General features: G+C 37.3%; 22 protein-coding genes and 1 other annotated feature. Of the genes, 7 read left to right on the top strand and 15 right to left on the bottom strand.

The features are described from left to right. Positions 1-213: 213 nt before the first annotated feature. The 5 genes from K6G87_RS11080 to K6G87_RS11060 form a co-directional block, all read right to left on the bottom strand. On the bottom strand, positions 214-711 hold the full coding sequence (locus K6G87_RS11080) for an AI-2E family transporter (protein WP_296837079.1): 498 nt from the start codon (positions 709-711) through the stop codon (positions 214-216). Positions 712-863: 152 nt separating this feature from the next. Next, positions 864-2,114, bottom strand: a complete 1,251-nt coding sequence (locus tag K6G87_RS11075; RefSeq protein ID WP_296837076.1) for an RNA-guided endonuclease InsQ/TnpB family protein — start codon at positions 2,112-2,114, stop codon at positions 864-866. Between the two features lie 190 nt (positions 2,115-2,304). After that, positions 2,305-3,294 (bottom strand): guanosine polyphosphate pyrophosphohydrolase, encoded by a 990-nt coding sequence (locus K6G87_RS11070; RefSeq protein ID WP_296837072.1) that lies wholly within the window; start codon positions 3,292-3,294, stop codon positions 2,305-2,307. 100 nt (positions 3,295-3,394) lie between these two features. Next, the gene (locus tag K6G87_RS11065; protein WP_296837069.1) at positions 3,395-6,091 is read right to left on the bottom strand and encodes a PEP/pyruvate-binding domain-containing protein; all 2,697 of its coding nucleotides are present in this window, start codon (positions 6,089-6,091) and stop codon (positions 3,395-3,397) included. A gap of 365 nt (positions 6,092-6,456) precedes the next feature. Further along, positions 6,457-7,590: an MFS transporter gene (locus tag K6G87_RS11060; RefSeq protein WP_296837066.1), complete on the bottom strand. Its 1,134-nt coding sequence runs from the start codon at positions 7,588-7,590 to the stop codon at positions 6,457-6,459. Positions 7,591-8,034: 444 nt separating this feature from the next. Here K6G87_RS11060 and K6G87_RS11055 point away from each other — a divergent pair, with 444 nt between their 5' ends. Further along, on the top strand, positions 8,035-10,536 hold the full coding sequence (locus tag K6G87_RS11055) for an EAL domain-containing protein (protein ID WP_296837062.1): 2,502 nt from the start codon (positions 8,035-8,037) through the stop codon (positions 10,534-10,536). A gap of 145 nt (positions 10,537-10,681) precedes the next feature. Here the strand turns inward: K6G87_RS11055 and K6G87_RS11050 are convergent, their stop codons facing one another. The 3 genes from K6G87_RS11050 to K6G87_RS11040 form a co-directional block, all read right to left on the bottom strand. After that, complete coding sequence (locus K6G87_RS11050) at positions 10,682-11,158, bottom strand: TetR/AcrR family transcriptional regulator (RefSeq protein WP_296837059.1); 477 nt, start codon at positions 11,156-11,158, stop codon at positions 10,682-10,684. A 403-nt stretch (positions 11,159-11,561) separates the two neighbouring features. Beyond that, positions 11,562-11,825, bottom strand: coding sequence for a hypothetical protein (locus tag K6G87_RS11045; RefSeq protein ID WP_296837056.1), 264 nt, complete (start codon positions 11,823-11,825; stop codon positions 11,562-11,564). A 191-nt stretch (positions 11,826-12,016) separates the two neighbouring features. Further along, positions 12,017-12,445: a protease inhibitor I42 family protein gene (locus K6G87_RS11040; RefSeq protein WP_296837053.1), complete on the bottom strand. Its 429-nt coding sequence runs from the start codon at positions 12,443-12,445 to the stop codon at positions 12,017-12,019. Positions 12,446-12,708: 263 nt separating this feature from the next. Here K6G87_RS11040 and K6G87_RS11035 point away from each other — a divergent pair, with 263 nt between their 5' ends. The 3 genes from K6G87_RS11035 (at position 12,709) to K6G87_RS11025 (ending at position 16,041) form a co-directional block, all read left to right on the top strand. Next, positions 12,709-14,094 carry a condensation domain-containing protein gene (locus K6G87_RS11035; protein WP_296837050.1) on the top strand — a complete coding sequence of 462 codons (1,386 nt, stop codon included), beginning with the start codon at positions 12,709-12,711 and terminating at the stop codon, positions 14,092-14,094. A gap of 171 nt (positions 14,095-14,265) precedes the next feature. Next, entirely contained in the window at positions 14,266-14,505 is a 240-nt protein-coding gene (locus K6G87_RS11030; protein ID WP_296837047.1) for an acyl carrier protein, read from the top strand. A gap of 3 nt (positions 14,506-14,508) precedes the next feature. Beyond that, a complete protein-coding gene (locus K6G87_RS11025; protein ID WP_296837043.1) occupies positions 14,509-16,041 on the top strand; it encodes an AMP-binding protein in 1,533 nt (510 codons plus the stop codon). Here K6G87_RS11025 and K6G87_RS11020 read toward each other — a convergent pair. Both K6G87_RS11020 and K6G87_RS11015 read right to left on the bottom strand, forming a co-directional pair. Then, on the bottom strand, positions 16,024-16,575 hold the full coding sequence (locus K6G87_RS11020) for a hypothetical protein (protein ID WP_296837040.1): 552 nt from the start codon (positions 16,573-16,575) through the stop codon (positions 16,024-16,026). The two genes, K6G87_RS11025 and K6G87_RS11020, sit on opposite strands and share 18 nt — an antisense overlap. A 128-nt stretch (positions 16,576-16,703) precedes the next feature. Continuing rightward, positions 16,704-17,540, bottom strand: coding sequence for a polysaccharide deacetylase family protein (locus K6G87_RS11015; RefSeq protein ID WP_296837037.1), 837 nt, complete (start codon positions 17,538-17,540; stop codon positions 16,704-16,706). Positions 17,541-18,002: 462 nt separating this feature from the next. Between K6G87_RS11015 and K6G87_RS11010 the strand changes: the two genes are divergently transcribed. Beyond that, positions 18,003-19,343, top strand: coding sequence for a GGDEF domain-containing protein (locus K6G87_RS11010; RefSeq protein WP_296837036.1), 1,341 nt, complete (start codon positions 18,003-18,005; stop codon positions 19,341-19,343). 24 nt (positions 19,344-19,367) lie between these two features. Here K6G87_RS11010 and larA read toward each other — a convergent pair whose 3' ends face one another. The 5 genes from larA to K6G87_RS10985 are packed head-to-tail and all read right to left on the bottom strand — an operon-like array spanning position 19,368 to position 23,630. Next, complete coding sequence (gene larA / locus K6G87_RS11005) at positions 19,368-20,648, bottom strand: nickel-dependent lactate racemase (RefSeq protein ID WP_296837033.1); 1,281 nt, start codon at positions 20,646-20,648, stop codon at positions 19,368-19,370. A 9-nt stretch (positions 20,649-20,657) separates the two neighbouring features. Continuing rightward, positions 20,658-21,422 (bottom strand): energy-coupling factor transporter transmembrane component T family protein, encoded by a 765-nt coding sequence (locus K6G87_RS11000; RefSeq protein WP_296837030.1) that lies wholly within the window; start codon positions 21,420-21,422, stop codon positions 20,658-20,660. Further along, on the bottom strand, positions 21,419-22,237 hold the full coding sequence (locus K6G87_RS10995; RefSeq protein ID WP_296837027.1) for an energy-coupling factor ABC transporter ATP-binding protein: 819 nt from the start codon (positions 22,235-22,237) through the stop codon (positions 21,419-21,421). Before K6G87_RS10995 ends, K6G87_RS11000 begins: the two co-directional genes overlap by 4 nt. Beyond that, a complete protein-coding gene (locus tag K6G87_RS10990) occupies positions 22,234-23,073 on the bottom strand; it encodes an energy-coupling factor ABC transporter ATP-binding protein (RefSeq protein ID WP_296837024.1) in 840 nt (279 codons plus the stop codon). The genes K6G87_RS10995 and K6G87_RS10990 overlap by 4 nt, the downstream gene beginning before the upstream one ends. Further along, positions 23,070-23,630, bottom strand: a complete 561-nt coding sequence (locus tag K6G87_RS10985; protein WP_296837021.1) for a tryptophan transporter — start codon at positions 23,628-23,630, stop codon at positions 23,070-23,072. Before K6G87_RS10985 ends, K6G87_RS10990 begins: the two co-directional genes overlap by 4 nt. Positions 23,631-23,721: 91 nt before the next feature. Continuing rightward, positions 23,722-23,963, bottom strand: a binding site (T-box leader). A 334-nt stretch (positions 23,964-24,297) separates the two neighbouring features. Between K6G87_RS10985 and K6G87_RS10980 the strand changes: the two genes are divergently transcribed. Together K6G87_RS10980 and K6G87_RS10975 are read left to right on the top strand one after the other, a co-directional pair. Then, positions 24,298-26,136: a sensor domain-containing diguanylate cyclase gene (locus K6G87_RS10980; protein WP_296837018.1), complete on the top strand. Its 1,839-nt coding sequence runs from the start codon at positions 24,298-24,300 to the stop codon at positions 26,134-26,136. Next, a partial coding sequence (locus K6G87_RS10975) for a hypothetical protein (RefSeq protein ID WP_296837015.1) occupies positions 26,129-26,857 on the top strand: 729 nt, incomplete at its 3' end. The genes K6G87_RS10980 and K6G87_RS10975, both read left to right, overlap by 8 nt.

Raw genomic sequence — 26,857 nt, 5'->3', positions numbered from 1 at the left:
CACTTAATTATATCACTTACCTACTATGTAAAATAACTAGAGGCATATGTTTTGTACTTATCCAGGCTTAAGACCCATCCTTGTACCATTTGCCTGCATAAACACAGTAAACATGCCACATACCGCTTGCGAACAAAAACTATAAACGAAACAGCGAATACCTTTTAAGCAAATGGTTATAGTAATAGTTTAAAGATAATCTCATCTAGCTCTTTATCTTTTTTTATATTGTAAATAAACATTTTTATACAAATATTGAACTATAGCAACCACTGGCACTACTAAAATCATTCCGACTACACCGAATACTCCGCCTCCTACCAGCATCGCAATAAACATCCATATTCCGGATATTCCAAAGCTCTCTCCAAATAACTTTGGTTTAATAATTAATCCATCTAATATCTGTAGAATAACTGTAAAAGCTAAAAAACATAATGCCAGCTTTGTATCATAGAACATTAGTATTACGCCACCTATTGCTGCTCCAATAACCGGTCCTACATTTGGTATAATGTTTGTAATTCCAGCTATTATTGAAATCAATATGCTATGAGGCATTGACATAACAAACATGAAAACAAAATTTGCCACGCCAATAATTAAACTATCAATAAGAGAACATTTAAAATAGGTTTTAATTATTCCAAATATATTTTTTAAATGATTTATTATCTTCTCATTTTTATCTGTACTACTTATGTTATCCATTTTTTCTCCTGTTTTGCCAAAGTTATACTATATTTTTCATCATTTATAGTTTTCAAAATAATGTGAACTACCCATCACCTAAAGGTAATGGGCTTCTAAGAGCCTAACGACTCTATTTAAGAAGTTTGATATTTAAGTTTCCACCTGAAATATCAGGCAATCCTTATTCTTACGGGCGTATCCACTTCGCCCCTACCGTATAGGATACTAAGATCCACAACGCTACTTTTACGCATGATGTTCAACGCCCCGTTAACATCAGCATTGAATGTTTTACCATTTGCCGTTTTGTAAAGCCCACGATGTATTCTGTCTCCGCTAAACTGATATTCCTTTGGATTATCTGCATTGTAAAAAGGGATATCATCCTTATCCCAGAATGAGGATTTTGATGTATAGGACTCTTCCTGTTTTACAAATACAATACCATTAAGTTCACAGAGATATTCAAGCTTGTCACGAAGACGGCCGTATGGGATATTAACAAAGTTCTGATTATTCTGTCTACCTATACGACTGCTGCGCTGGAATGTTTCGTTGTAACCAACTACAAGAGTTCCTATATCGTTAGCAATACAAAAGTCTATTATCTTGCGGGCTGCCTTATTCATATAGTCATTAACTTTATTATTGCGGTCACGGGCAATAGCTTTTTGTCTGTTAGTGGCTTTTTTACCATAATGCTGTTTATCTTTAATAGACTGTAAGCGAGTAGTTTCTTTGTTAAACCACTGATTGATAGATTTAAGCTTTTTACCATCAATGATGAATGATCTACCGGTGTTTGATACTGCTGTTACGAGATTATTGATTCCTAAGTCCAAAGCAAGTGCATTGTTTGTATTAAGATTTCTCTGAACATATTCAGCTTCATAGATATACTGAATTTCAAAGAACCTTGCATTAGCTTTAGGTATAATACGTATCTCTTTAACTTTTTTATCAAGAAGTACAGGTGGTATCGTTATTTCAACAGACTTATGTTTTTTCTTAAAGCTGTTAGAAAACGGAAGTATTAACTTATTTCCATTGAGCCTTACAAAACCTATTACAAGTGTTGTATATCCGTCTTTCGGAAGATAATGTGGTAACTTACAATCCTTAAAAGCATATTTACCCTGTTTGGCAAGCCTTAATAATCCAAAGAATGATTTAAAAGAACCATCGACTTCTTTGAGTATCTGCTGTGCCATATTAGAATTTAGCGCTTTGTAGTTTGTGCTGTTCTTCAAAAGGGCATAGTTCTTCTCATATTTTAGAAACTCGCCTTCTGTAAAGTAATACTGACGTACATTATAGATTGCCTCATTAGCAAGATTCTTTGCTGTATGGCATAGTTCTTTTATGGTGCGGTAATCTTCTTTAGACAGATGCTTAATCTGTTGTTTAACAGTAAGATACATGCAGTTTTCTCCTTTCGTAGACTCGGAAATGATATTTCCTGTATGTATATCATACTATATTAATAGTATTTAAGTAAAAAATACATATAATCTAAACCTGACGCCATTCATCCCACGGTCTAAAGACCATGGGTTTTCTGGCTGAATCATTATAAAAGGCCTCTTTCCTTCTTTTAAAGTTCGAATTATCTTAATCAATGACGTCATTTTGAAATCTTGACAGATGCTCAAACGGAAGGATAAGCCTTCCTCTGTAAAGTCCGCATCCGTCATTTATTAGGCTGTTATTTACCGCGCCAAACATGTTGACCTCAACCTTTGACAGGTCAAGTCCTTTAAGCAGCACTCCTCTTTTATATGCTTCGTCAAAGAAGATGCATTCGCCTTCCGGGATGTTCTCTCTGCTTGTCCTTTCTTCCTGCTGACTTTTTTCATAAACGGAATGATTAGCAGTTCCGATCTCAGCATAATCATCCATCTCTTTGGTCCTTATCTGCACTTCAATGTAGCTCCTGCTTTCGTTGTCAAAAAGTGTTATGTGCAATGATTTGTAACCATATTTATTTGGCTTTTCTATGTAATCTCTGTAATAAGGAACCACTTTGGGATCCAGATACTTTGAAGATTTACTTCCCGAAAGATTCGATATCTCGCAGCTAAAGCCTCTTTGCTCAAGAAATGCAGGCAGGGCATTAGCAATCTCATATACGTACTTTAGTTCCTCTTTTCCTTGATCGAGACCCTTTTGAACATGACATTTAGGTAGGGAAATGATAATTCTGTATGCTATAAGATCCCTGAAATGCCTGCTTCTTTGCTTCATTTCAATCTCGGTTGGAAATCTTTGGTTTTCTTTATAAAAGTCTGTGACTTCCTCAACAATGTAACCGTTGAATTTCTGCTCAGCCCTTATGAGAGACTTTATCCTTCCCTTAAATGTAAAGGCAAGATATGGATACTGCACGGTCATATACTTATAAAATTCTTTGATCCTTTGCGACTGAGATGTAAGGAACTCATTATGTTCCAGGATTTCTTCAAGCTGCAGAAGGAAATTGCAGTGTGATATATCAATGCTGTTATTGGTCTTTATAGCAGATTCTCTAAGATCCGCCGAATATTTTCTGATTATTCTAAGAACGGTATCGCCGTTATATAGATAATCGTTTAAAGCTATCATTTTAAGCCTCCCCTGGCATGTGTCATATTTCTTTATGCTTGTATCAGATATTGAGCTCATTTTTATTTTTGGTTACAGCAGATAAATATGCTCATTTGTATTATTGCCTGTAGCATATAATGTGCTCATTTTTCATATCGTTACAAAGGTAGAAATTATATGTCGAAGCATTATATACTTTTACTATATCTTTATATTCTCCTGCTATATCGTTTAATTCTCTACCTGCCTTACCGTCTTTGTCTCCATTCTCATCATCTATCTTTTTTGCCATTTCACTATACTTATTGTTTATTTCTTCTTTTGCCTTATCGTTTTTTAAGGCATTCTGTCCCATTCCTCTACTTGCGCCGCATACTTCATCAAGTATTTTTGGGTTAAAAAATATCGTCTTTTCATTTTCAAAGATCGCACTATATAATATTCCCGATTCTACAAGATCCTGGAAAAAATGGCTTCCGTAAGACAGCTCAGGATTATAGCCTGCTCTTGAGTCGGCGATCTCACAGATTGCATCAAATTCGCTGATATCTGAAAAATTAGTTGGAACGCCAAGTTCGGGTGATGAGGTTCCTATCCTTCCAGGTGCCATCAGGAGCATATGTTTATTTGAATTTCTCATCTGCCAGTTTATATTACCGATGATATTTGCAATCTTGTATTTATCACGATATAGCATTTTGTAATAATTTACAGGATCAACATATACGATTGTGTCCAGCTTTATGTTTCGAGACATACCCATAGCAGAATTTTTGCATTCAAACAGTATATTTTTCTTGTCAATATCATCAGGAATCTTCATGTCCTCAGAATCAGCAAATACCTGAAGAGGCCTGCACTGGAGCATGTTTATAACATAATCTCCTGTTTCAGAGATATTTATTGTAAATTCAGTATCAACGGGATAATCATATTCTTTTTGTAAAGTTTTAAGTATGGTCTGAAGGTCAGTTATAAGGTCATCTCTTTTGACAAGTCCATTACAGGATATAAATTCTATGTCTCTGTCTACGCCCCTGTCTCTGAACATTCGCTCTGCTTCAAAGTCATGTTCAAGTAAGAGTTTTTTAAGATAAGCCGGTAAAAGCTTGTATATGTCTTCAAGTTCCACCTGCATGAGTTTTCGCTTGGACCTGTTTATCAGTTCAAGTTTTCTCTGAGAGAACTGATGCTTTTGAGCAGAAGTTTTGGCAGAAGTGGCTGTAGGATTGGCAAGATTTACAAGCCTTGGATATGAGCCTTCAGTCCTGTCAACGGCTGACGTTCCAAGTCCCATAACAAGTCTTAGCATACCCGCTTCAGGATCAAGTGATTCCATGAATCTGTAGGGGCTGTAAGAATAGCCAACACCGGCCGCACACGGCATATAGTATTCTCCATAGTAAGAGCCTGACACCCTCTGTACCAAAAGAGCCATCTGCTCATCCCTTGCCTGGAGGCCTCTTCTGCTCCTGTAATCAAGCGCCGACTTACTCATAGTACTTGCATATACTTTACGAATTGCATTTTCAAATTCCAAAAGCCTCTGGTCCATACTGCCGGAATTTGAGCAAAATACAGATTCATATTTTCCCGCAAAGGCATTTCCAAAGCCGTCTTCAAGAATAGAGCTCGATCTGACAATTATAGGATCCTGCCCATAGTACTCAAGAAGCCTTACGAACTGCTCCTCCATATCCCTTGAAAACTCGCCTTCGCTTAGCCTTCGTGCAAATTCATCCGCCAGTGAAAAGAATTCTTCTTCGCTCCTTTGCCTGACTCTGAGATCCCAAAACTGATTTTTTACAATAAATGAATAAAAGACATCCGAACCTATGTAAAAAGAGTCGTGCGGCTCAAGCCTTTCATAGATCTGAGGCTGCCTGTTCTCGATTATCTTTCTTGCAAGCAGCATTCCGCATGCCTTGCCGCCTATCATCCCGGTTCCGATCATTCTGTTTTTGACAGCAAAATAGTCTTCAGGGCCAAAATTGTTTTTGATCATCTCACGCATTTTTTCATCACGAGTCATCATGATGTTGCACATGCGGCTGCAGTCCTTGCTTACATCCTGGCCATTTTCATATAAAATCCTGGTGCCGGCAAAAAATCTGTCCCAGCTGTCCATATTTTCCGTATCCGAAGACTCCGTTCCCTTAGCCAGGATCTGATAAAAATGACTTGCCATTACGCCGTCCATTATAGGGCCAAATGTCCCTTTTTCCGGATCATATAAATGCGGAAGGAACATCGTTTCAGAGTACCTGTTCCAGACTTTATCAGGCCTTACATATATGTGCGACCTGTCAGAATACACATCAAGAAAGAGCTGCGTTGTATCCCTTATCTTGGCTATTGCCTGAAATGAGTGTTTACCCCTTATTAATGGGAAAAAAGCTACAGTATCAAGAATGAACAAATACGGGCACGTTACCTGGAAGAAATTGCCCATCATAAGATCAGTTGCCCATGCAGTCTGTAATTCAGAAAGGCAGTCAAAAACGTAAAAAGCTTCCCTTCCCTCTTTTCTTATAATTTCATGGATCTCAACGGTAAAGTTTTCAAACCTGTGGGAAAGCTCAACGTTTATGATCTTGAGCCCCTTCTGCGGAGATAACAAAGGCTCGTGTGATGCAAATCTTATGTATATAAGATTCCTTTGGTCTTTAATAGCCTGACTTACATAAGGCAGAGCAAACTGTTTGAAGTCAGAAAGGTTATCAACTCTCCAAACAACGTTATCGCCTAGTCTGATGTTATCAAAGTTAGTATCCATCTGTGGTATTCCTGATAATACTCTGTCAAAAGCTGCCATAGAAGCCTCCTTCTTTATGATCTGGAGCAAGGCTGAAATTATAATGTCGATATTTGCTCGCACTTTGCTGCGATGAATTCCTATGACTAAGTCACTATTTGCAAAGAAAAAAGGCGCACGACTCGTGGTCGAAACGCCTTTGTTTACTAATATTATTGTATCAAATATATATGATAATGAAAATAAGTAAATCCTGTTTGTAGTATAGCGGTTTATAGATAAGTTAAAGTGTTTTGCTTAAAAGTTTATAATAAATTGCTGTGCTTTGTTCTAAAAGTCATGATACGTTATGCTTAAAGAATCATGATAAGTTGATGCGTTATGCTTAATGAATCATGATAAGTTGATGCGTTATGCTTAATTAATCATAACTTCTTATTCACTTTGCCAAGGGCAAGTACTGAAAAAAGTGACAGAACAAAGAACGCCGACAATATAACCATCGTAGATCTAAGTCCAAATGTCTCTCCAAGAAAACCTGTTAAGGCTGTAAATGCAAATCCGCCTATACCTGTGGCTGTTGTTATCATTGCGGTTGCTGTTGCCTTCCTATTGCCTGAATACTGCATGAGCGTAGTCAGAACGCTTGGGTAGATTGCTCCACAGGCAAATCCTAAAGGCACGCATAAGAACATGACAACGCTTCCATTATTCATCATGGATATAATAATAGTTATAAGCGGTATTGCAATGATCGCTGCTATAAGTATTTTTTTAGCATACTTTGCAAAAAGACCTACCAGGACCCTTGAAGGTATCATGACTGCCCAGAAAATAGAAAGTGCAAATTTGCCGGAAGTAGAATGAAGTACATCTGCAAACAAAGTATCTACGAAAAATGCAAATCCGTTCTCAAATCCTACGTAGATGCACATAACTACGCACAGAAGAAGCACTCCTACGATAACAAATCTGGCACTATCAGCACTTTCGCTTCCATCCTGCAAACCTTCTTCAAATTTAAGATTTCTGCAGACATAAACACCTGTAAAAGCAATAACTGATCCTATAGTAAGGACCAGGAACATCATCCTCCAGCTTACGCCTTTATTAAGATAATAATTAACAAATAAAGGTGCAACCAGGGCTCCAAATGCATACATTGATGTCATAAATCCGATTTTCTTTTTACCTGAAAGAGGATATGCTTCAGCAAGAGCTGCTATGGAGATAAACTGAAGAGCGCTGGTTGTAAGTCCCAGGAAAAATATACCTGTAATAAAGACAAGCTGTACATTACTGATAAACAAAGTGGCTGAAAATACAATCTGTATTGCGAGAATGATAAGAAGACATTTGGCTTTCCTGGTTCTGTCAGCCCAGCTTCCAAGAACTAGCGGTGCGAGCATTGTTGCAAGAAGTTCAACAGATGCAAAAAGTCCCATACTTGTAACAGACAGATCATAAGTCTGACCTATGCTGTACAAGCTAGCCTGATATCCTCCTGCCTCAAAGCCATTAATAAATACGATCAAAAACAGATAAATCCATAAAATCATAATAATCCCCTCTCCTTAGCACAAAACATCTGCCAGAATGTTTTATGCTTTAATTATCACTAAGCCTTAACCCCGCACCCGAAATCAAGCTATTCCCACCACCTAAAGGTGATGGATTATCTTGATCATTTTGTATATTTTTTCGTGCTTTTGTGCTTTGTATTTAGTATATTTTTATATATAATAATAATATACAAATTCTTACTTTCCATAAACCTTTTTTAATAAAGTTTTTCGGTTAAGTTATCGAACCAGGCATTATTCGTATTTAACGAATTACTTTGATCAATTTCTCAAAGCTTTTTTTGCTTGAAGCTATATTCACCCATTTATTAAAGGGAAAAATATTCTTTTGACCAAATAAAATATTATTTATTTATGCAATTCAGTCGATATAAATATACGGATAATTATCTGTAAATATATTTTTTAGGTGAATAATACATGGACAATACTCCTGACAAGAAGTTAATTCATGAACATGTAATACAGCATATTGATGATGCAATTGCCAACAATTGGATCAAGGTATATTACCAGCCTGTAATAAGAGCTCTTACAGGCCAGCTTTGTAGTGCAGAATCTCTTGCAAGGTGGATTGATCCTGAACTTGGTTTCCTTGCGCCCGATATGTTTATTGGTGCGTTGGAGGAAAGTCAGAATATTCATAAGCTTGACTGCTTCATAGTAGAACAGGTCTGTCGTGATATCCATGAACATCTTATAAGCGGAAAGCCTACTTTCCCTGTTTCTGTCAATTTCTCAAGACTCGACTTTATCATGTGCGATATGCTAAAAGTCGTAGAAACTGCGACCTCAAAATATAATGTTCCCAGAGATTTTATCCATTTTGAGATAACTGAAAGTATGATCGCTCAGGACGAAGAGCTGATGAAGGATATCATTGAGAAGTTCAGAAACAGAGGGTACGAGATCTGGATGGACGACTTTGGAAGCGGCTATTCTTCTCTTACTCTTTTACAGGATTATGAGTTCGATCTGTTAAAGCTTGATATGCATTTCCTTTTTACAATGACAGATAAATCCAAGACTATTGTGCGTTCAACTATTAATATGTCCAAAAATATAGGTATCAAGACTCTCTGCGAAGGTGTTGAAACTAAGGAGCAGATTGATTTCTTATATTCTATTGGGTGTGGCAAGTTCCAGGGTTACTACTTTGACAAGCCTCAGCCTTATGATGATATGCTAAAGACCATGGAGGAAAAGAATATTAAGATTGAGGAGAGGAAATGGCACAATTACTATGAAATTGCCAGCATTTCAGCTCTTGATCTTGAACACCCTTTAGAGATTGTAGAATATGATGGCAATTCTTTTCACACTCTGTTTATGAATGATGCATTCAAAAGACAGATATCACTTAACGATAAAACCACAGATGAGATCGACAATATAATATTCAACAAATATTCAGCTCTTGTTCCAAAATATAAACAGTTCGCAGAAAAAGCCATTGCCAGTAAAAGTATAGAAAGCTTCTATTATACTGACATGGGGAACTATTATCAGTTAAAAGTACTGTATCTGGCTGAAAATGAAAATAAATACTTATTTAAGGCAGCTATAACCAATATTTCTCTTGAACAGAACACCAAAGAAAGAGACAGGCTTGATTCCAGATTAAGAGAGCTCAATCACCTTCACGAAGTTGTGCTGCTTCTCAATTACAAGGAAAATGTAATCTATCCTCTTCTTGGTGGTTACATTTACGCAGATAATCTTAATGAAAATAGTGATTCTTTGAGACAGGCTTGCAAATCATTTTCAGAGCTTTATATTTTCCCAGAAGATCAGTTAAGTTTTATAGATTTTATGCAAACTGATGTTCCTGTTCAAAGAATCATAAAAGACGGACAGTCTTTTTCCAAAAATGTTTTCAGAGTAAAGCAGAAAAATGGTGCTTACAAGTGGCGCGAATTTGCGCTGGTTCCTATCGTAGGGACTGATGGCACTGAATTTTTGTTTACCATAAGTATTATTCCTGAGGAAGTGGAACAGGCACTTAATGATAAGCACTCTCTTGCTATCGCCAGACAAGATTCTAAAGTAGATGAGCAGCTTACTGAATACGCAAGATTATGGTATACACTTTTAAATAATTCTTCACACAAGTTTTTCTGGAAAGACAAGGACCGCCGTTTCAGAGGCGTTAGCAAGTCGTTCCTTGATTTCTATGAGATAAAATCATTGGATGACATTATTGGAAAAACAGATGAAGAAATGCACTGGCACGTAGATGACGGGCCTTATCAGGGTGATGAGCTTGATGTCATAGGCAATGGCAAAATTGTCTATAATGCCCCTGGACAATGTATTGTTAATGGTGTTCTGCGCAATATTATTTGCAACAAGCTTCCGATTTATGAAAACGGCGAAATAATCGGTCTTGTAGGTAATTTCGAAGATATAGATGAGGAAGTATTCAGGATTCAGAGACTCATGAATCCTACTAAGATTGATAATCTTACAAGACTTATGAACAACAAATACTTCATGCTCACTATGATGGATTATGCTACACAGTATGCAGATGAAGGACGTAACTACGCCTTTATCTTACTTCATAATGTCAATCATCACAGAATCGAGGATACATACGGAAGTAATATTTCAGCCAGCGTGCTTAGGGCAATTTCTGATAAGATCATAGATGTCACAGGGCAGACTGCTGTTGCATCAAGGCTTAAAGAAGCCTATTTTGGCATATTAACTTATCTTGATTCAAAAGAAAAACTTGAGAAGCTTACATTAAAGCTCAAAGAGCATATTGAAGAAATCAATCAGGTTAATGGCCAGAGTGTCACTATCAAGATCAATACAGCATGCCACCTTCGCAGTGAAGACGGCATGAATGATGAAGCACTTTATGCTAAATGCCTTAAAGATATCGAGCAAATCGAGACATCTAGTGAAGATAATTGAGCATGTCATATGTCCCGCATTGTAAATATTGACGACCAACATTTAATTGCTACGAATCAGAGGATTTCTGGCAATGAATGATCACGTATCTTATGATCTCAGGTATTAATGGGTTAAGTATCTGACGATCTCAGGTATTAAAGGGTTAAGTATCTGACGATCTCAGGTATGGAAGGATTCCTGTAACAAATACAGTAGTAAGGATCTCTGCCACTTCATCTTCTGGCAGGTTAAATCCTGAAGTTGACCATTTGTGAAGCACACCTACAGTATTACCGATACTTCCTGCAATAAAGTACTTAGAGTGTTCTGCCTTATTAGGATTTGAGTCATCAAGTGAGACTGTACTTATATATTTTTTGAACATCTCCATCATTTTTTCAAAAAAGATGTCGCCTCTGGGGCTATTGAGCAATGTTGCAAGGAAAACATTATCCTTGGTGTAATTGCATATAGAGAGGAAAAAGGACTTACACATAGCTCTGTCATCCTTGGGATGAAAGCTTTCCATCATGGTAAAAATATTCTCAATTGTCTTATCTTCCGCTGCTGTTATAAGTGCCGGGATGTTCTCGTAATGATTATAAAAGGTACTTCTTACAAGGCCGGCTTTCTTGATCACATCTGATACTGTGATCTTGTCTATCTCTCTTTCCTTAAGCAGGATAAAAAAGGCATCAAAGATTGCCTCCTCTGCAACGCTGTATCTTTCATCTAACTCGTTCGTAGTTCTCCACCCCTTTTTTAATAAATGACCTTTGACATACTAAATGCGAAAACTCGCTACTTTAGTCATATGTTATCGACACGTTTTATATAGATAAGCGTCAAAAGCACTTTCGACACTTATATCATTTTATAGTACGGATGGAAACTAAGCAATGATTATCTATACTTATGTCATCTTCATTTATTCAGCTTCTATCATCTTCATTTATTCAATTTCTGTCATCTTCATGTATTCAGAATTCTGTGATTTCTGCAACAAAAAATCCGCCTATTCGGCGGATTTTAATCAAAAACTATTAAACGGTCATATCAAACTTACTGCCTACAGTGCCTGACATATTAGCTTCTGCTTTAGCATTATAGCTATATATCTGGGCATTTTCATTTGAAGCCTTTACAGCACTAAGCTGGCCCTGAACACTACTCATTTGCTGTCTGAGAGCTGAAGCAAGTGATAATGAGCTTGCATCGCCGCTTTTTGAGAGTTCATTAGCTCTGGTGCTAAGTGACTGAACATGCATCTGATATGTACTTATTCCTTTAATTGCTGTATCTGACATGATATTATTAACTCCTTTTCGAAGTTATAATATCAGTGAAAACTAAATTTATCCTAAAAACATTATTTATTTTCAAATTATTGCGTTTTTTATGATTTTGCAAGTTGCTCATTTAAACTTCGCACTTTACAAACCGCCAAAGGTAATCAAATTGCAAGGAAAGAAACTTATTTGTATGTGCAAAATTTGAATCACTTAATTGTTGGTTGTGGTACTGTAGGCAGTTCATTTATGTCGTCTCCGCCTGCAAATGTTGCAGCCTGAATTTCAATCTGCTTACTCTTACTAACCTTTACGGTGTAGGATACAACTGTATCTTCATCGCTCTCTTCTTCCCATGATCTTGAATATCTAAATGTAAGCTTTGTAGTACCAGCTTCTTTGGGTTCAAGTGTGAAAATCTGCTGTCCTCCAACTCCTGTCATATTCTCGTCGTTCTCATCTACAATATATTCTTCATTGACATCAAATAGTTCTTCTTCCTGAGTAAGCGTCCAGGAATACCCGGTTGTCTGGTTAGAATCTAGCGCAAGTTCCAAAGTCTGAGGCTCTTTAGAACCACAACCGGTAAGTAGTAGAATTGTTCCTAAAAGTGCATACATTTTAAATATTTTTCTCATCTTCATACTCCTTTTTTTCAGTCTATATACGATTTTACACCAACAATCCAATAATATATAGAGAAAAAATGATCGTCCATTAATCTTATTTTCTCTTGTCTATTTAGGTCTACGCTTATCGTAGTTAAACTCATTTTCCATATAATGCTCTCTCGGACAATTTTTTCAAAAGTGTTTGTTAACTCAAAAATGGTATTCAAAAATACGATTTACTGTGATAACTTCTTTAAGTAACAATAAAACGCTTACGAGGAGACGTGATTATGAAAAAGCTTTATCCGTTAACTGCTGCACAAAACATGCATTACAGATGGATAAAAACCTACCATACCCAGCAGGTTTCAGGGGTTAGTATTGTTGCAGCATTAAAACTTGAAATGGACTTTGGTCTGTTAAAAAAGTGTATTGATACTGAAATGACAAGATACAAATGTCTTGGTCTCAGATTCACAAAGCCGGATGAAGACGGTAATATCATGCAGTATCTTGTAAACAAGGCACCTTCTTCTATTAAGATCTTAAAGCTTGATCAGCTTTCATTCGAAAAAGCCGATGCCACCTTACAGAAAATGGCTTATTCAACATTTGACGGTGACGATATTCCGATGTACGAGTTCTATTTTGTTATGATGCCGGAGGGATATAACGGATTCTTCGTTCACATGGATCACAGGCTGATCGACTCCTGCGGCCTTGCGGTAATGGTCGAGGATATCATTAAGCTCTATGCCCACTTTAAATACAATAAAGCTTATCCTGAAGATCTTGCCGATTATACTAAGGTTCTTGAATCAGACCTTTCAAAGGCCAGTAATGAAAAGAGATTTAAGCGTGACAAGAAGTTCTGGAGTGATAAGCTAGATACCTTTGGAGAGCCGTTATATTCTGATATTACAGGTCCATGGCCTCTTGAAGCCTCAAGACAAAAGCATAATAATCCAAATCTTCGTTCCTGTGATATAGAAAAAGATAATCTCTTTGTAACTGTCAAGGATTATAAACTTGAAAGTGATCCTACCAAAGAGCTCTTCAGCTTTTGTGAACAACATCATATTTCTTTTAACAATCTGCTTCTTTTGACCATGAGGACCTATCTTTCAAAAGTTAATAATGGCCAGGAAGATATATCAATTCAAAACTTTATAGCAAGACGCTCCACCAAAGATGAATGGACTTCAGGCGGCAGCAGGACCATCATGTTCCCTTGCAGGACTGTGATTAGCAATAATACTTCTTTTATCGAAGCAGCAAAGCTTGTTCAGAACGAGCAAAGCAGTGTCTATCTTCACAGCAGCTATGATCCGGCACTTATCTATAAAGAAATTGAAGATCGTTATAATACGCCAAAAGATACGACTTACGAAAGCTGCTACCTCACTTATCAGCCTATGCAGATGGCATCCGGTAATCCTGACCTTTCAGATATTCCCGTATATTTTAAGTGGTATGCTAACGGCGCTGCTACCAAGAAAGTCTATCTGACAGTTACTAATACTGCAGGCGGGGGCCTTAACTTCTCTTATCACTATCAGACAGCTCATTTGGTGGAAAAAGATATAGAGCTTTTCTACTATTACATGATGAGGATAATGTTCAAGGGTGTTCAGAATCCTGACATGTCACTAAACGATGTTATAAGGCAAGTATAAAAATGCAGATAAAGAGCAGGTTACGTCCGTTTTCGTCAAAGGTTATGCTGCCTGCTAACTTATAAAAAAGGAAAACCGTAATTAAAGCGGATTTCTGTTTATAATTTCAAAATATCTATTATTTAAAAAAGTTTTTTGGTAAAAATCATACAAAGAATCGAGGAGAACATTATGAAAACAGAGAAAATTTTCAAGAATCTACTTGCACAGTACTGTGACATCGAACCAAAGGATATGAAAAATGACATGCGTCTGACTGAAGACCTGGGTCTTAGCTCTTTTGACCTTATGTCTTTTCTCGGAGATATGGAGGACAATTTCGATATAGAGATCGATCCTGAAAATCTTGCTAATGTTACTACTCTGAGCGAAGCTCTGCAGCTTGTAAACCTTGCATGTCAGGAGGCATAAACAGTGAATTCAATAAGAGAATTACTAGAATATTCTACAGATAAATTTTCAAATGTTCCTGCAGTAAAATGGGCAAAAGGAAGTCAGATAGAATCCAAAACCTATAAAGAACTCAATGAATCTGTTACCAGCATCAGAAAAGGGATTAAGGCAGAAGGCTTTTCTAAAAGCCACCTTGCGCTTATAGGAACATCTTCTGTAAGCTGGATTGAGAGCTATCTTGCCATAACAAGTGGCGACAATGTTGCAATTCCGCTTGATCCGCTTCTTCCAGCTGATGATCTTGTAGAGCTTGTGGACAGATCTGATTCTGAAGCTGTTTTTCTTGAAGAATCAAATATATTACTTGCTGAGAAGATTCTTAAGTGCTGTCCTAAAGTTAAGCAAATATATCTTTTTACTACAAATGGTAATGAGACCTTTAAAAGTCTTGAAGATCTGAAAGAAGCATCCGACAGCGCTGAAGATTCAAAGAATAATAGCGGCGATGATACTGCCATGATAATCTTTACATCAGGTACAACAGGCAAGAGTAAAGGCGTAATGCTCTCTCACACCAATCTTATAACCAATGTTGAAGCTGTTGAATATGACGTAGAGCCAGGCAAGACGCTTCTTAGTGTTCTTCCTGTTCATCACGCATTCTGCCTTGTCATGGACTGGCTTAAGGGATTCAGCCTTGGCGCAACTGTATGCATCAACGATTCCTTCCTCCACATGGCAAGGAACATGACTCTTTTCAAGCCTGAAGTAATGCTCATGGTACCTATGATCGTAGAAACTATCTACAAGAAGCTTGAAAGTGCTGCAAAGCTTCTTCCTAAAAAGCTTGTTGCCCAGAAAGCTTTTGGCGGAAATTTAAAGACAGTTTTTGTAGGCGGTGCGCATCTTGATAAGTATTATATCGACAAGTTTGCTGCTTACGGTGTAAATATCTATGAAGGCTACGGAATGTCAGAATGCTCACCTGTTATAAGTTCTAACACTCCTACCTGCCACAAGCCAGGTTCTGTAGGTAAGGTTCTTAAAAATGCTCAGGTAGCTTTCGAAGATGGTGAAGTCCTGGTCAAATCCACAAGCGTAATGCAGGGTTATTACAAGATGCCTTCAGAAACTGCTGAAACACTCAAAGACGGCTGGCTTCATACAGGTGACAAGGGATATATTGACGAAGATGGCTTCCTTTATATTAACGGAAGAGTCAAGAATCTGATAATTCTATCTAATGGTGAAAATATATCGCCTGAGGAGATTGAAAATAAGCTTGCTCTTGAAAAGCTCATCGAAGAAGTTGTCATCACAGGTGAAGACAACATTCTTACCGCAAGGATTTATCCCGATCAGGAATATATTAAAAAGAAAAAGTGGAACGATGAAACTGTAAAGCTTGAGCTTCAAAAGATTCTCGATAGCTTTAACAAGTCTCAGCCTTCTTACAAAAAGCTTAGCCGCCTTGTAGTAAGAAAGAATCCTTTTGTACGAAACACGACCAAGAAAATCTTAAGACAGAAGGCTCTCCTAGACGAGCCCGCCTAATGCGGATATTATACTCACAACTATCATAAGCACGATCATCCATGCAGTTGTCTTTAAAGCTCCAAGATTTCTGATTTTAAAGAAGGGATATGGTCCCTCTACTATTCCAATATAATTTAGTCTTAGCATTATAAGTCCATAAATAAGAGTAACCAAGGGCGTCGTCCATATAAATGCAAACGGCGCTTTTGGTTCTCCAATAAAATATGTCAGTGAAGATAATATAGGAATTATCAGATGATGAAAAAGACCGCTTCCTGAAAAAAGCAGACCTTTAGCATCATGTGACATTGGAACAAGTACACATGCTGTAACAAGGAAAGTCATTATCAGCATGCAAACGCTTATATAGCGCAGAATTTCTACAAATTCTTTTGCCCCAAATAATACAAACAATAAAGAAGCTATAAAGGTAAGGAAATTGGAAAGCTGTGTATAATACACAAGAAGCTGCCAGATTTTTCTTCCTTTAATGCTTTTGGAGAAAGCAATCACTTCAAGAATAACAATCAATAGGTTAAGTAATCTTGTCATGTATGGTGTCCTCCACATCTATTATTTGTCTTCCAAATATCTTGTCTTCCAAATATGTAGATTTTTTATTACGATGCAAGTTACGCCTGGTGAAACTTGCATTTAGAAACACGCATTAACAGGACCTTTTAAAACTTCACTTTTTCTCCTGCTGGAACAAATACATCCTTTTCATCATAGGTAAACCAGATGTCTGTACATGTAGGATTCTGGCACATAGTCATATCTGTATCAAAAATAAGCTGGGAAAATGCATTACAATAATCATATATTTCTATATTAGTAGCATACCATATATCATCTCTTCCTGACATGTACTTGCAAAATTCTTCGATCACATTCCAGTTATCTTTTTGTTCAAACTCATATGTATGCCCCCAAAGGTAAAAAAGCATCGGGCTTAAGCTCTTGTTCTCTTCTACAAATTTGTGAGCCAGCTCCATAAGCATTGGATCATTATGATGACAGGTTGCAGGAAGTCTCAGCCAGTCTGAAGGAATACGAAAATCATGTGTAGAATTAACTGTTCTTGCATAGCACATTCCGCAGTTTTTAAGTATAGAAACGCTATTATCATCATACGCTCCATAAGGATATGCAAAACCTCTTATGATGGTTCCAAATAATCTCTCAAGCACTTTCCTGTCTTTTAAGATCTCATCTGCAGCAACATTAGAAGGAAGGCCCGTAAGAGCCGCATGTGTATAGGCATGAGCTGCTATCTCAAAGTCAGAGTTCTTGTATACTTCCAGCACCTTACTAAGCGGCATCCTTCTGTGAATTGTTCCGGGCTTATATTCAACATCTTCAGGAGCGAATAGTCCGCTGTTTATGTTAAAGGTTCCCTTTATGCCATTTTCCTTTGCAATCTCTATCAGCCTTATGTCCTGTTCTACACCATCGTCGTAGCTTAAAGTCAGCGCCTTTGGGCGGCCTTGCGGAAAGCGCATTGTCATATTTGCCATTATGTTCACCTCTTTCATTATGGTTAAAATATATGTTTAATCTTTTGGTATTACTGTGCTTATTCTTTTTGTATTTCTATGATAATAAATTTTGTGGCCATTTGCGGATAAGGGATTTTGTATCATTACTGCTTATCCGTAATTTTGAAACAACCATTTACCATTATATAGTCGTAGAATAAAGCTTTCTATTCAAATTTAATTTTACTCTTATCAATTTGTGCTATTTTTTCTTGCTTTAGGAACGCGCAGCGGCCTTATCGGCCAGTAATTAGTCCAATGAATTTTAAAAAAATTTCAAAAACGTCTTCTATAATAGCCTTTTTTGTACGATATATTTTATATATTTATGTGGAAATACTTCAAAAAATGTACCTACTGCTAATCGTGTGTTACAAGCAGACTTAAGGAGTGTTTATGAGCAGACTTAAGAAATGTTACGATTAGACTTAAGGAGTGTTTATGAGCAGATTAAAACGCTATTATGTAGAAATAAATGATAGCTATGATATTCTCAAAACAAATGATGACTTTCTTGAGTATATAGGTTCCAAAAAGGTTGATAATATAGAGAGCATTATTCAAAGCCATGATTTTCTCACCTTAAAAGATGCGCTTCCATCTCTTAAGCCAAGTGAGAATACTTTTGTGTGCTTTAGAATGTATGATAAAAATGATAAGGCTAACTGGATGTCTGTCAAAGTTCACAGATCCAAACATAAAACTTCGCTCATAAGACTTGATATATATGATCTTCAGACACTTGAAATGAATATTTCAGAAGGTTACTACGATGAAATGACAGGTGTACTGTCTAAAGGTGCCATCACTGATTATGCCAAAAAGCTGATGGAACAGACTCCCAGCAAACAGTTCTATTTTTTCATAATGGACATAGATAATTTTAAATCCATCAACGACACCTACGGTCATATGAAGGGTGATGAGATAATAATTGAAGTTGCTAATATTGCAAATGAATGCGTAGCTGACAAAGGTCTTGTCGGCCGAATTGGCGGTGACGAATTTGTGATCGTTCTTGAAAAGATACATGAAGAGCCAGAGCTTCGCGATGTTCTCAGAGATATAAGATATAATGTCAGAGAAAAATATATTGATGAAAATAACAACTTCACTATAACAGTTTCTCTTGGAGGCGGTTTATTCCCAGATCAGGCTTCAAACTATGAAGACATGTTCAAGCTCGCTGACAAGATGCTCTATATTGCCAAGGCAAAGGGTCGTGACAGATATATTATCTATACTCCTTCTATTCATGGCAATTTAAAAAATGATACTGAAGTCGTTACTATTTCAAGAAGGACTAAACGTAACCAGGCCAAGAATACTTTTATCATGGATATAATGGCTAATTTCCTTTTAAAAGATTCTATTTCTGTTAACGAGGCTTTCCGGAAAGTAATAGAAACTTATATGCTTGATGAAGTTTTTCTGATCAGTAAAAAGACAGGAAAGACTATCTTTGGGCTTACAAGTAATGGAGATAATTGTGAACTTGATATCTCATACTTAAGTCCGGAAGATTATCAGCCATTCTTTGAAGTATATCCACTTAGAGTTGTAAATCTCTATGACCTTCAAAAGGCTAATTATCTTAAGTTTTCTGAGCTCATGCTAAGTAAAGGGTTCAGGATCATTATAGTCTACTATATGAGAAATGACCCTGACGGTAAATATCTTCTCTATGTAAGTAATGTAGACAGCGCCTGCAGATTTGCTGAAACTGATCTGTCAGATCTTATATACTTCTCTAAAATGCTTGAACTTAGCGAAAGGCTATGACATCTGAGATCCCTGCAAGTTTGATCAATCCACTCCCTTGACCATAGGTACTACAGATCCGCCGTAAGGGATTATATATACAGTTTTATCTGTAAAATCAATTCCCTTAACAAAGTCTGAAAGCTCTGTATAGGCCTTCATTCCCATAGGTTCAGTTGTGTCATTGTCTATGGTTGTATGGATTCTGCACTGGCCCTTTTTAAGATTCTCTACTGTCAGATAAAAGATAAATCCGCCAATAGTAAAGTCTGCTCTTAGCGCGCTATCAAGTATGCCTTCTTTTAAGGGTTTAAGCCACGCAGTATAGTCAGGAGCTCCGCACCCTTCAGGGCACTTTGCAAGCCAGAGCATCTGCCCATTTTCTTTCATGGCACGCATACCGTTCATCATACCTTTGCAGCCCTGATATAGATTCATATCCTTTGGCGCACCGCCGCTTGATACAATTACTATATCTGCTTCATGATCTATCCACTTCTCATAGCATTTCTTCTGGAAGAGACAGCTTTCTTTCCAGGCTTCGTAAAGGTCTCCTCCGAAAAGTCCGCTGAACTTGCCACTTGTAGCAACTACGATATTAATGCCATAAGTAACATCTACCATGGCTGCAGCTTCGTTCATGTCTTCATTTATAGGATTGTTTTCAAGAAGAGCACATCCTACTCTTGGATCAGAATGAGCCACGTTAGGATCAAGAGCTCTTTGGTGATTCTGGCGTATAGTCTGTCTTGAAGATACTCCGGGAAGAATATTCTTCCTTCCGCCTCCAAAGCCTGCCATCATATGATGAACAGTTCCGCCGACTACAATTACCTTTCGGCCTACAACAAGTGAGTTAACATATACATCTGTTCCTCTGCTCGTATGTCCCACAAGTACATTACCTTCATCGCAGTCATGGTCTATCACTTCGACATTTTCATAAAGGTATGAACCTGCAATGATCTCTTTTTCTTTTTCCTCAGATTTTCTGTGAGTTCCAAGGGCTATAAGTACGCAGATATTCTCGAAAGGAACGTTCATTGTGTCATGAAGATAATGACCAAGATAAGTCAAAATATCTCCCTGATGCATCCAGCTTCTTGTAATATCAGATACTACTATTGTCACCTTATCAGTCGATGCAATCTTGTCTTTTAGTGGTGCAGATCCTATAGCCTTTTCTTCTACGCAGGCTCTGAATGCTTCTTCCACATCTTCTATTTCAGGCATCGGATCAGGATTAAGCACTTTAACTGACTTAGCTCCCTCGACCTTTATCTCAACAGTTTCTGTTCCGTACTTCATTTTAGCTGTATAATCCATAATTTTCTCTCACCTTAAAAACATAACGCTAACCACAATAAGTACCACAAGTACAATAATTGTTATCAGATCTCTTATTCCAAATGGATATTGTTTATATCCGCTTTCATATCCTCTAAGTTCAAAGCCTCGCATCTCAGCAGACATGGCTGATATGTCTACCTTCTTAAGACTGGAAACAAGAAGCGGAACGCATAAAGGTGCTATAAGTTTAAGCTTTCTGATTATATTTTTAGTATCAAAGTCAACTCCTCTTGCCTTCTGCGCATCCTGAATATCATGAAATTCCGTCGCAAATATAGGAACAAAGCGAAATGCTGTTGTAACAATGAATGCATATCTGTAAGGAAGATGCAGTCTTTTGACCATGGCATTGCAAAGATCATTCATCTGTGTAATGGCAAATAAAAGCATCAGAGGAAGCATTGCAGCTATAACTCTAAGAGACAGAAGAAGTGCGCTCTTAAGTCCGCCTGTTGTAAAGAGTACAGCACCGCCTATTACAAGAAGAGGATCTCCGCTTCTTACAAAAAAGAGCTGTATGATAAACATGATAAGTCCAAGTATCATAAGATTTCTTGTTAAATATATAGCTCTTTTGGCAATGCCTGCTGTAGCAGATATAAGGATCATCAGCACTATAAATCCAACTTCAGCATAGACATTATTGCAGATGATAGCTGCAATTCCGTACATGAAAGCTGCCACAAGCTTGGTAACAGGATTGAGCTTATGAAGAAAGCTGTTTCCGGGTACATAATTCAGAAGGTTCATAATGCACCTCCTTTATTAGTTCTATTTCTAAGTGCATCCAGCATCTCTTCTACAGTGAACACATCCTTAAATTCATCACCAAAGCGAAGTGTAAGCTCCGGTATCTGGGCAGGAAGTACTCTGGCCTTTTTGAGAAGATCCATATCCTTCATTATATCTTTGACAGGGCCCTGTCCAAGAAGCTTGCCATGATTAAGTACAAGGACATTTCGGGCATAGGACTGGACAAGCTCCATATCATGACTGACCATGAGAACCGTAATGCTTTTTTCCTTATTAAGTTTTGTAACATAATCCATAATGCGGATACATTCAAGATAATCAAGACCTGTTGTTGGCTCGTCCAGTATAAGTAGCCCCGGTTCACATACAAGTACACTAGCTAGCGCTATTCTCTGGCGCTCACCCCTACTTCTGGAAAAAGGAAACCACTCAGGATCAAGTTCAAAAGTCTCAAGAACCTTATCTACTCTGTCTTTGATCTTGTCAACCGGCCATCCCTGAGCCTTCATGGAGAAGGCAATTTCATCTTTTACAGTATTCTCACAGATCTGCCGATCGGGATTTTGAAAAAGAAATCCGCAGTCTCTTGCAAGTACGCTGGATGGGGTCTTCAAGGTGTCCTTATCATTAAGATATACATGACCCTTTGTAGGATGTAAAAGTCCATTGGTAAGACGGCTTATTGTACTCTTACCTGCTCCATTTGCTCCGATAAGCGCTACAAAATCGCCCTTTGGAATATGGAAGCTAAGATCATCTAATATAAGTCTGTCATCGGAGTAACCGAATGTGACATTTTCAAAACGTATCACTTTAGTATCCTCCTGACAATTTTCTCTGCATCATCTACTGTTAACGCGATCTCTCCGTCGTACAGCTTATCTTTAATAAGTCCTGCAGTAAGCTCAGTTACTCTTGGAACGTTAATACCAAGTTTACTGAATGTATCAATAGATGAAGTCATATCTCTTGGTGTTCCGTAAAAGGCCAGGTGCCCTTTATCAAGAACCATCATATGTTTAACATACTCACAAAGGAGCATGATCTTCTGCTCAACTATAATAACTGTTATGCCTTTTTCTTTATTAAGAGCTGTAAGTATCTTAAAGATTTCTCTGCTGCTTTCAGGATCAAGCTCACCTGTAGGCTCGTCGAGGACTATTACTTCAGGCTCTAAGGCCAGCATAGATGCGATTGCAACCTTCTGCTTCTGTCCTCCTGAAAGGCTGGATATCTCGCGGTTTCTAAGTTCTTCAATTCCGAGATCTTTAAGAACTCTGTCTACGCGCTCTTTGATCTCATTATGAGGAACTCCAAAATTCTCAAGGCCAAAAAGGATCTCATCTTCAACCACAGATGCAACCATCTGTGAATCGATGTCCTGAAATACTTCACCAACCTTTCTTGCAAACTCCTCTGCAGGATGCTCTGCCGTATCCTTGCCATCAACAATAACTGCACCATAAAAATCCCCCTTGATCTTCTGGGGGATAATTCCATTAAGTGCAAATGTAAAAGTAGTTTTACCGGCACCTGATGTGCCGGTAATTCCTACAAAATCTCCATCTTCTATTTCTACGTTTATATCATCAAGAGCAGGTGTTTTACTGTTTTGATATACAAATCCAAGATTTTTAACTGATATCATGCTTCTTCTTTGTTCCCCATTACTTTATTTACAGGAATGCTGAGCACTGTAACGATAACCATATTTAAAAGAGCTGTAACTATAGTTACAATAGACATGCTTACAAACTGTGCGCCTGGCATTGGATTTGCATATGTAAGTGCTGCAAGTCCGACAAATGCAAAGCCTGATACAAGAGTTGCAAGGAATGTGCAGACAACAGGCTTAATATACTTTGGAAGAACAAGTCTAATAAGAAGGCACATAGCTACAGCGCCTAATGTTTCTGATATAAGGCCAAGCCATGGCATAGATGTTCCGATCTGTGAGATTGCACCTGATATAAGGCCGATTGCAGCAGCTTCCTTAAGATTAGGCTTAATTATGAAAATAGCCAGACAATATGTTGCAATAAGAAAATTTGGATGCATATTTCCAAGTGCGATAACACCTGCAAACATTCTAAGAACGATTCCTACCGCCATCATAACACCGACAAGAATAAGATTTCTGGTATTAGCCAGTCCCTTCTTTTCCTCAACCACTACTTCTCTTTTTACTGCACTCTGTACTTCCATTTTAATATCCTCCCTTTGGGTAAAAATGTTTTTACAGGAACATGTAAGTAATTATTAAATCAATAAAAAACCTGTCCCTGTATGCGTTTCATACAAGGACAGGATCAAATCCTGCGGTGCCACCTCGTTTATCGACAAAATCGATCTCTCATGAGAAAGCTATCACTTTCTCTACTCTGTAACGGGAGTTCCCGTCGAATACTACTCTGACAATAAGTCATTTTGCTTCGCACTCAAAAGCCCATTCCTTCATCTATCTGCTGCATCCTCTCACCACCGGATACTCTCTGTGAGCTTCAGAAATGAAGTACTCTTCTTTATCATAGATTTAACACATTGTAGCATTAAAGTGCCGCCAAAGTCAACAAAATTTTATCTTGTACCACCTTCAATATGGTTAGAATAAATCATTGATCAATTTTTATATATAATTATTAAGACGTCTAACATAGTATTTTCCGTCCATAAGACGTTTTTAGCAGTGCTATTATTAGTGTTTTTTTACTCTTTTAACTATTTATCTGTTAAAATTAATCCGATATCAAGAATATATTATGGCGTAAGGGTCAAAGCCATTTCTATTCTACCTTGCCCGAAATGGAATTTGAATTATGTCCCGCAAACGTGAGCAAATACATAATATACGTACTTAAAGGAGGCTTACTACTTGAACTTTATAACCAGATTAAAAAAAGCGCTTCTTCCTATACTTGCTGTCATAATATTTTTTATTACGATAGCATTTTTGGGGTCAGATACATTTAAATCTCCAAAGCTCTACGACATTGTTCAGCTTGAAGAAGGCTGGATTGTTACTTTTGATGCGACAATTTATAATCCTGAGATTCTTTCAGATACTATTATGCCTGTAGCAAATAAAGGCGATGTTATCACCGTTTCAGGTACTCTCCCTTCAATGGAGATAGATCCAGCTGTAATTCATTTTAGAAGTATACTTTCTACAGTTGATGTATATGTTGATGGATATCTAGTATATTCATTTGGCCATGATTACGAAGAGGCAAACAGAATGCTTCCCAAGGTTCATCATCTGGTTGATCTTCCTAAAGGATACTCTGGCAAAGATATACAAATAGTATTTAAAGCCACAGAAAATAATGCATTTTCAGGACTTTCCACTATTGATTTCGGCAATGAAGAAGACATTTGCCGGGCTATAACTCAGGATAACCGCCTGTCTCTTGCAATTGGAATATTCCTTGTAGTTCTTGGCTATGTTCTTGTCATTCTTGCTCCTATATTTGTTTTTTCAGGCAATCATGATCTAAGTATCATCTTTAGCGGACTTTTATCAATGATACTTGGATTATATATTCTATGCTTTAATGATCTTTTCTGGCTCTTTTCAGACCAGCCTGCCTTTTATACATATCTTGAATATCTCACACTATATAGTATACCTGCAGGGCTTATCTGTTTTCTCGCATCATCCAGACAGATAACAAATAAGGCTGTAGCCATAACCATATCAGTAGTAAACATTGGTTTTGTTCTAATAACCTCACTGCTTCATGCATTAAACATAATTCATATCTGTAATTTCGTATCCTGGCTACATATAGGCGCAGTGGCCGAGGGATTATTTGTAATAAGCGCACTTATCATAAAAGAATACAAAAAGGTCAGATCTGCAGATCAGATCAAAGTATCTAACAAATCAACCGCTATGCTGATCCTTGGCCTTATTCTTTTTATTGGATGTTCAGTTATCGACATCATCAAATTCAACGTACTTAAGTTTATAAGTACAGGTGAAGTCATGGCAGATATTAATTTCATGACAGTCGGTGCACTTATATTCATTCTGTGCCTTATACTTAACTATTTTTATCACTGTATAGAACTCATCAGTGAAAACATATTAAAGCATAAGCTTGAAGGACTTGCCTACACCGATTCTCTTACAGGTCTATGCAACAGAGCAAGATGCGAACTGACAATGGCAGAACTTTCCGGAAATTATACGATAATGAGTATAGACCTTGATCGCCTTAAATATATCAATGATACCTATGGCCATGCTGAAGGCGACAGATTCATAAAAAACTTTTCTGAAATTCTAAAAAGCAGTTTTACTGATGCTTCTCTTCTAGGGCGTATGGGCGGCGATGAATTTATCGTGATATTCCCATATATTGATGAGCCTAAAATTGCCAGAGATATAAGCTGCTTTGAAGATCTTATGAACTACCATAATCTTAAAAATGACAATCTTGTATATTCAGCTTCTTACGGCTATTCATCAAATACTGATAAAGATTTGGGCAAAGAAAGAGGCTCACACAAGGTATATATGCTGGCAGACAGCCGTATGTATCAGATGAAAAGCGAGCATCACGCTAAAAGTAATGAAAATACCAGCAACGATCAACTTACAAACAGTAGTGATACAGCAATTAACGAACATCATAATACTAATGATGATGATAAGAATAATGACCTTATAAACAATAGATCAACCAAGGGAGGTGATATGAATGACTAAAAAAATGTATCTTCCTCTCTTCTTGTCAATACTTATTGCAATAACTATATTTACTTTAAGCTTTCTAACACTCACACATAAGCTTGAATATCCTATTTCTCCTTTACTTGACGGCTGGGAAGTAAGTATTAATGATACAAGTTATCAGGACGTAGATATATCAAGGTTCTACGAAATATTAGATGAAGATATCCAGCTTGGAGATCACATTGTAATGAAAAGGACTCTTCCTAATATCGGATATCTTCCAAACCCTACTATTGTATTCAGGTCAAGATATACAACCCTTAACTGCTATTTTGATGATGAACTGATATATAGTTTTGGTAATGATATTTATAAAAATAATAATTTCCTTGGTAAGCACTATCATGTGATAAGCCTTGGCTCTATTTATATGGACAAGGAAATAGTCTTTGATATGTATGCTACTGAAGATAATGCATTTGTATCTCTTGATCCTCCTATTCTTGGAAGTCATTATGATGCCGTTGGATCAACTGTCAATGCTCATCTTATGGTAATAGCTACAGGTATTTTCCTTATAATCTTTGGAATTGCCTTTCTTTGTATTGCCCTTTTATTTATAAGCTCTGTGCCTGAGATCGCAAGTCTTTTATGGGGAGCTTTATTTAGCATTATTATAGGAATATGGCTTATGTCCTACTATAATGTGCTATCATTTTTTGTCTACACACCGTATGAAACAGAAATAGAATAT

It is taken from the genome of Butyrivibrio sp. (genome assembly GCF_024699075.1).
The sequence above is the reverse complement of the archived record's forward strand: the minus strand, read 5'-3'. Positions and strand labels throughout refer to the sequence as shown.

What these genes read in the sequence shown, in the direction of transcription:
- K6G87_RS11080 (WP_296837079.1), bottom strand. Translation starts at nt 711, where the DNA reads ATGGATAACATAAGTAGTACAGATAAAAATGAGAAGATAATAAATCAT.
- K6G87_RS11075 (WP_296837076.1), bottom strand. Translation starts at nt 2,114, where the DNA reads ATGTATCTTACTGTTAAACAACAGATTAAGCATCTGTCTAAAGAAGAT.
- K6G87_RS11070 (WP_296837072.1), bottom strand. Translation starts at nt 3,294, where the DNA reads ATGATAGCTTTAAACGATTATCTATATAACGGCGATACCGTTCTTAGA.
- K6G87_RS11065 (WP_296837069.1), bottom strand. Translation starts at nt 6,091, where the DNA reads ATGGCAGCTTTTGACAGAGTATTATCAGGAATACCACAGATGGATACT.
- K6G87_RS11060 (WP_296837066.1), bottom strand. Translation starts at nt 7,590, where the DNA reads ATGATTTTATGGATTTATCTGTTTTTGATCGTATTTATTAATGGCTTT.
- K6G87_RS11055 (WP_296837062.1), top strand. Translation starts at nt 8,035, where the DNA reads ATGGACAATACTCCTGACAAGAAGTTAATTCATGAACATGTAATACAG.
- K6G87_RS11045 (WP_296837056.1), bottom strand. Translation starts at nt 11,825, where the DNA reads ATGTCAGATACAGCAATTAAAGGAATAAGTACATATCAGATGCATGTT.
- K6G87_RS11040 (WP_296837053.1), bottom strand. Translation starts at nt 12,445, where the DNA reads ATGAGAAAAATATTTAAAATGTATGCACTTTTAGGAACAATTCTACTA.
- K6G87_RS11035 (WP_296837050.1), top strand. Translation starts at nt 12,709, where the DNA reads ATGAAAAAGCTTTATCCGTTAACTGCTGCACAAAACATGCATTACAGA.
- K6G87_RS11030 (WP_296837047.1), top strand. Translation starts at nt 14,266, where the DNA reads ATGAAAACAGAGAAAATTTTCAAGAATCTACTTGCACAGTACTGTGAC.
- K6G87_RS11020 (WP_296837040.1), bottom strand. Translation starts at nt 16,575, where the DNA reads ATGACAAGATTACTTAACCTATTGATTGTTATTCTTGAAGTGATTGCT.
- K6G87_RS11015 (WP_296837037.1), bottom strand. Translation starts at nt 17,540, where the DNA reads ATGGCAAATATGACAATGCGCTTTCCGCAAGGCCGCCCAAAGGCGCTG.
- K6G87_RS11010 (WP_296837036.1), top strand. Translation starts at nt 18,003, where the DNA reads ATGAGCAGATTAAAACGCTATTATGTAGAAATAAATGATAGCTATGAT.
- larA (WP_296837033.1), bottom strand. Translation starts at nt 20,648, where the DNA reads ATGGATTATACAGCTAAAATGAAGTACGGAACAGAAACTGTTGAGATA.
- K6G87_RS11000 (WP_296837030.1), bottom strand. Translation starts at nt 21,422, where the DNA reads ATGAACCTTCTGAATTATGTACCCGGAAACAGCTTTCTTCATAAGCTC.
- K6G87_RS10990 (WP_296837024.1), bottom strand. Translation starts at nt 23,073, where the DNA reads ATGATATCAGTTAAAAATCTTGGATTTGTATATCAAAACAGTAAAACA.
- K6G87_RS10985 (WP_296837021.1), bottom strand. Translation starts at nt 23,630, where the DNA reads ATGGAAGTACAGAGTGCAGTAAAAAGAGAAGTAGTGGTTGAGGAAAAG.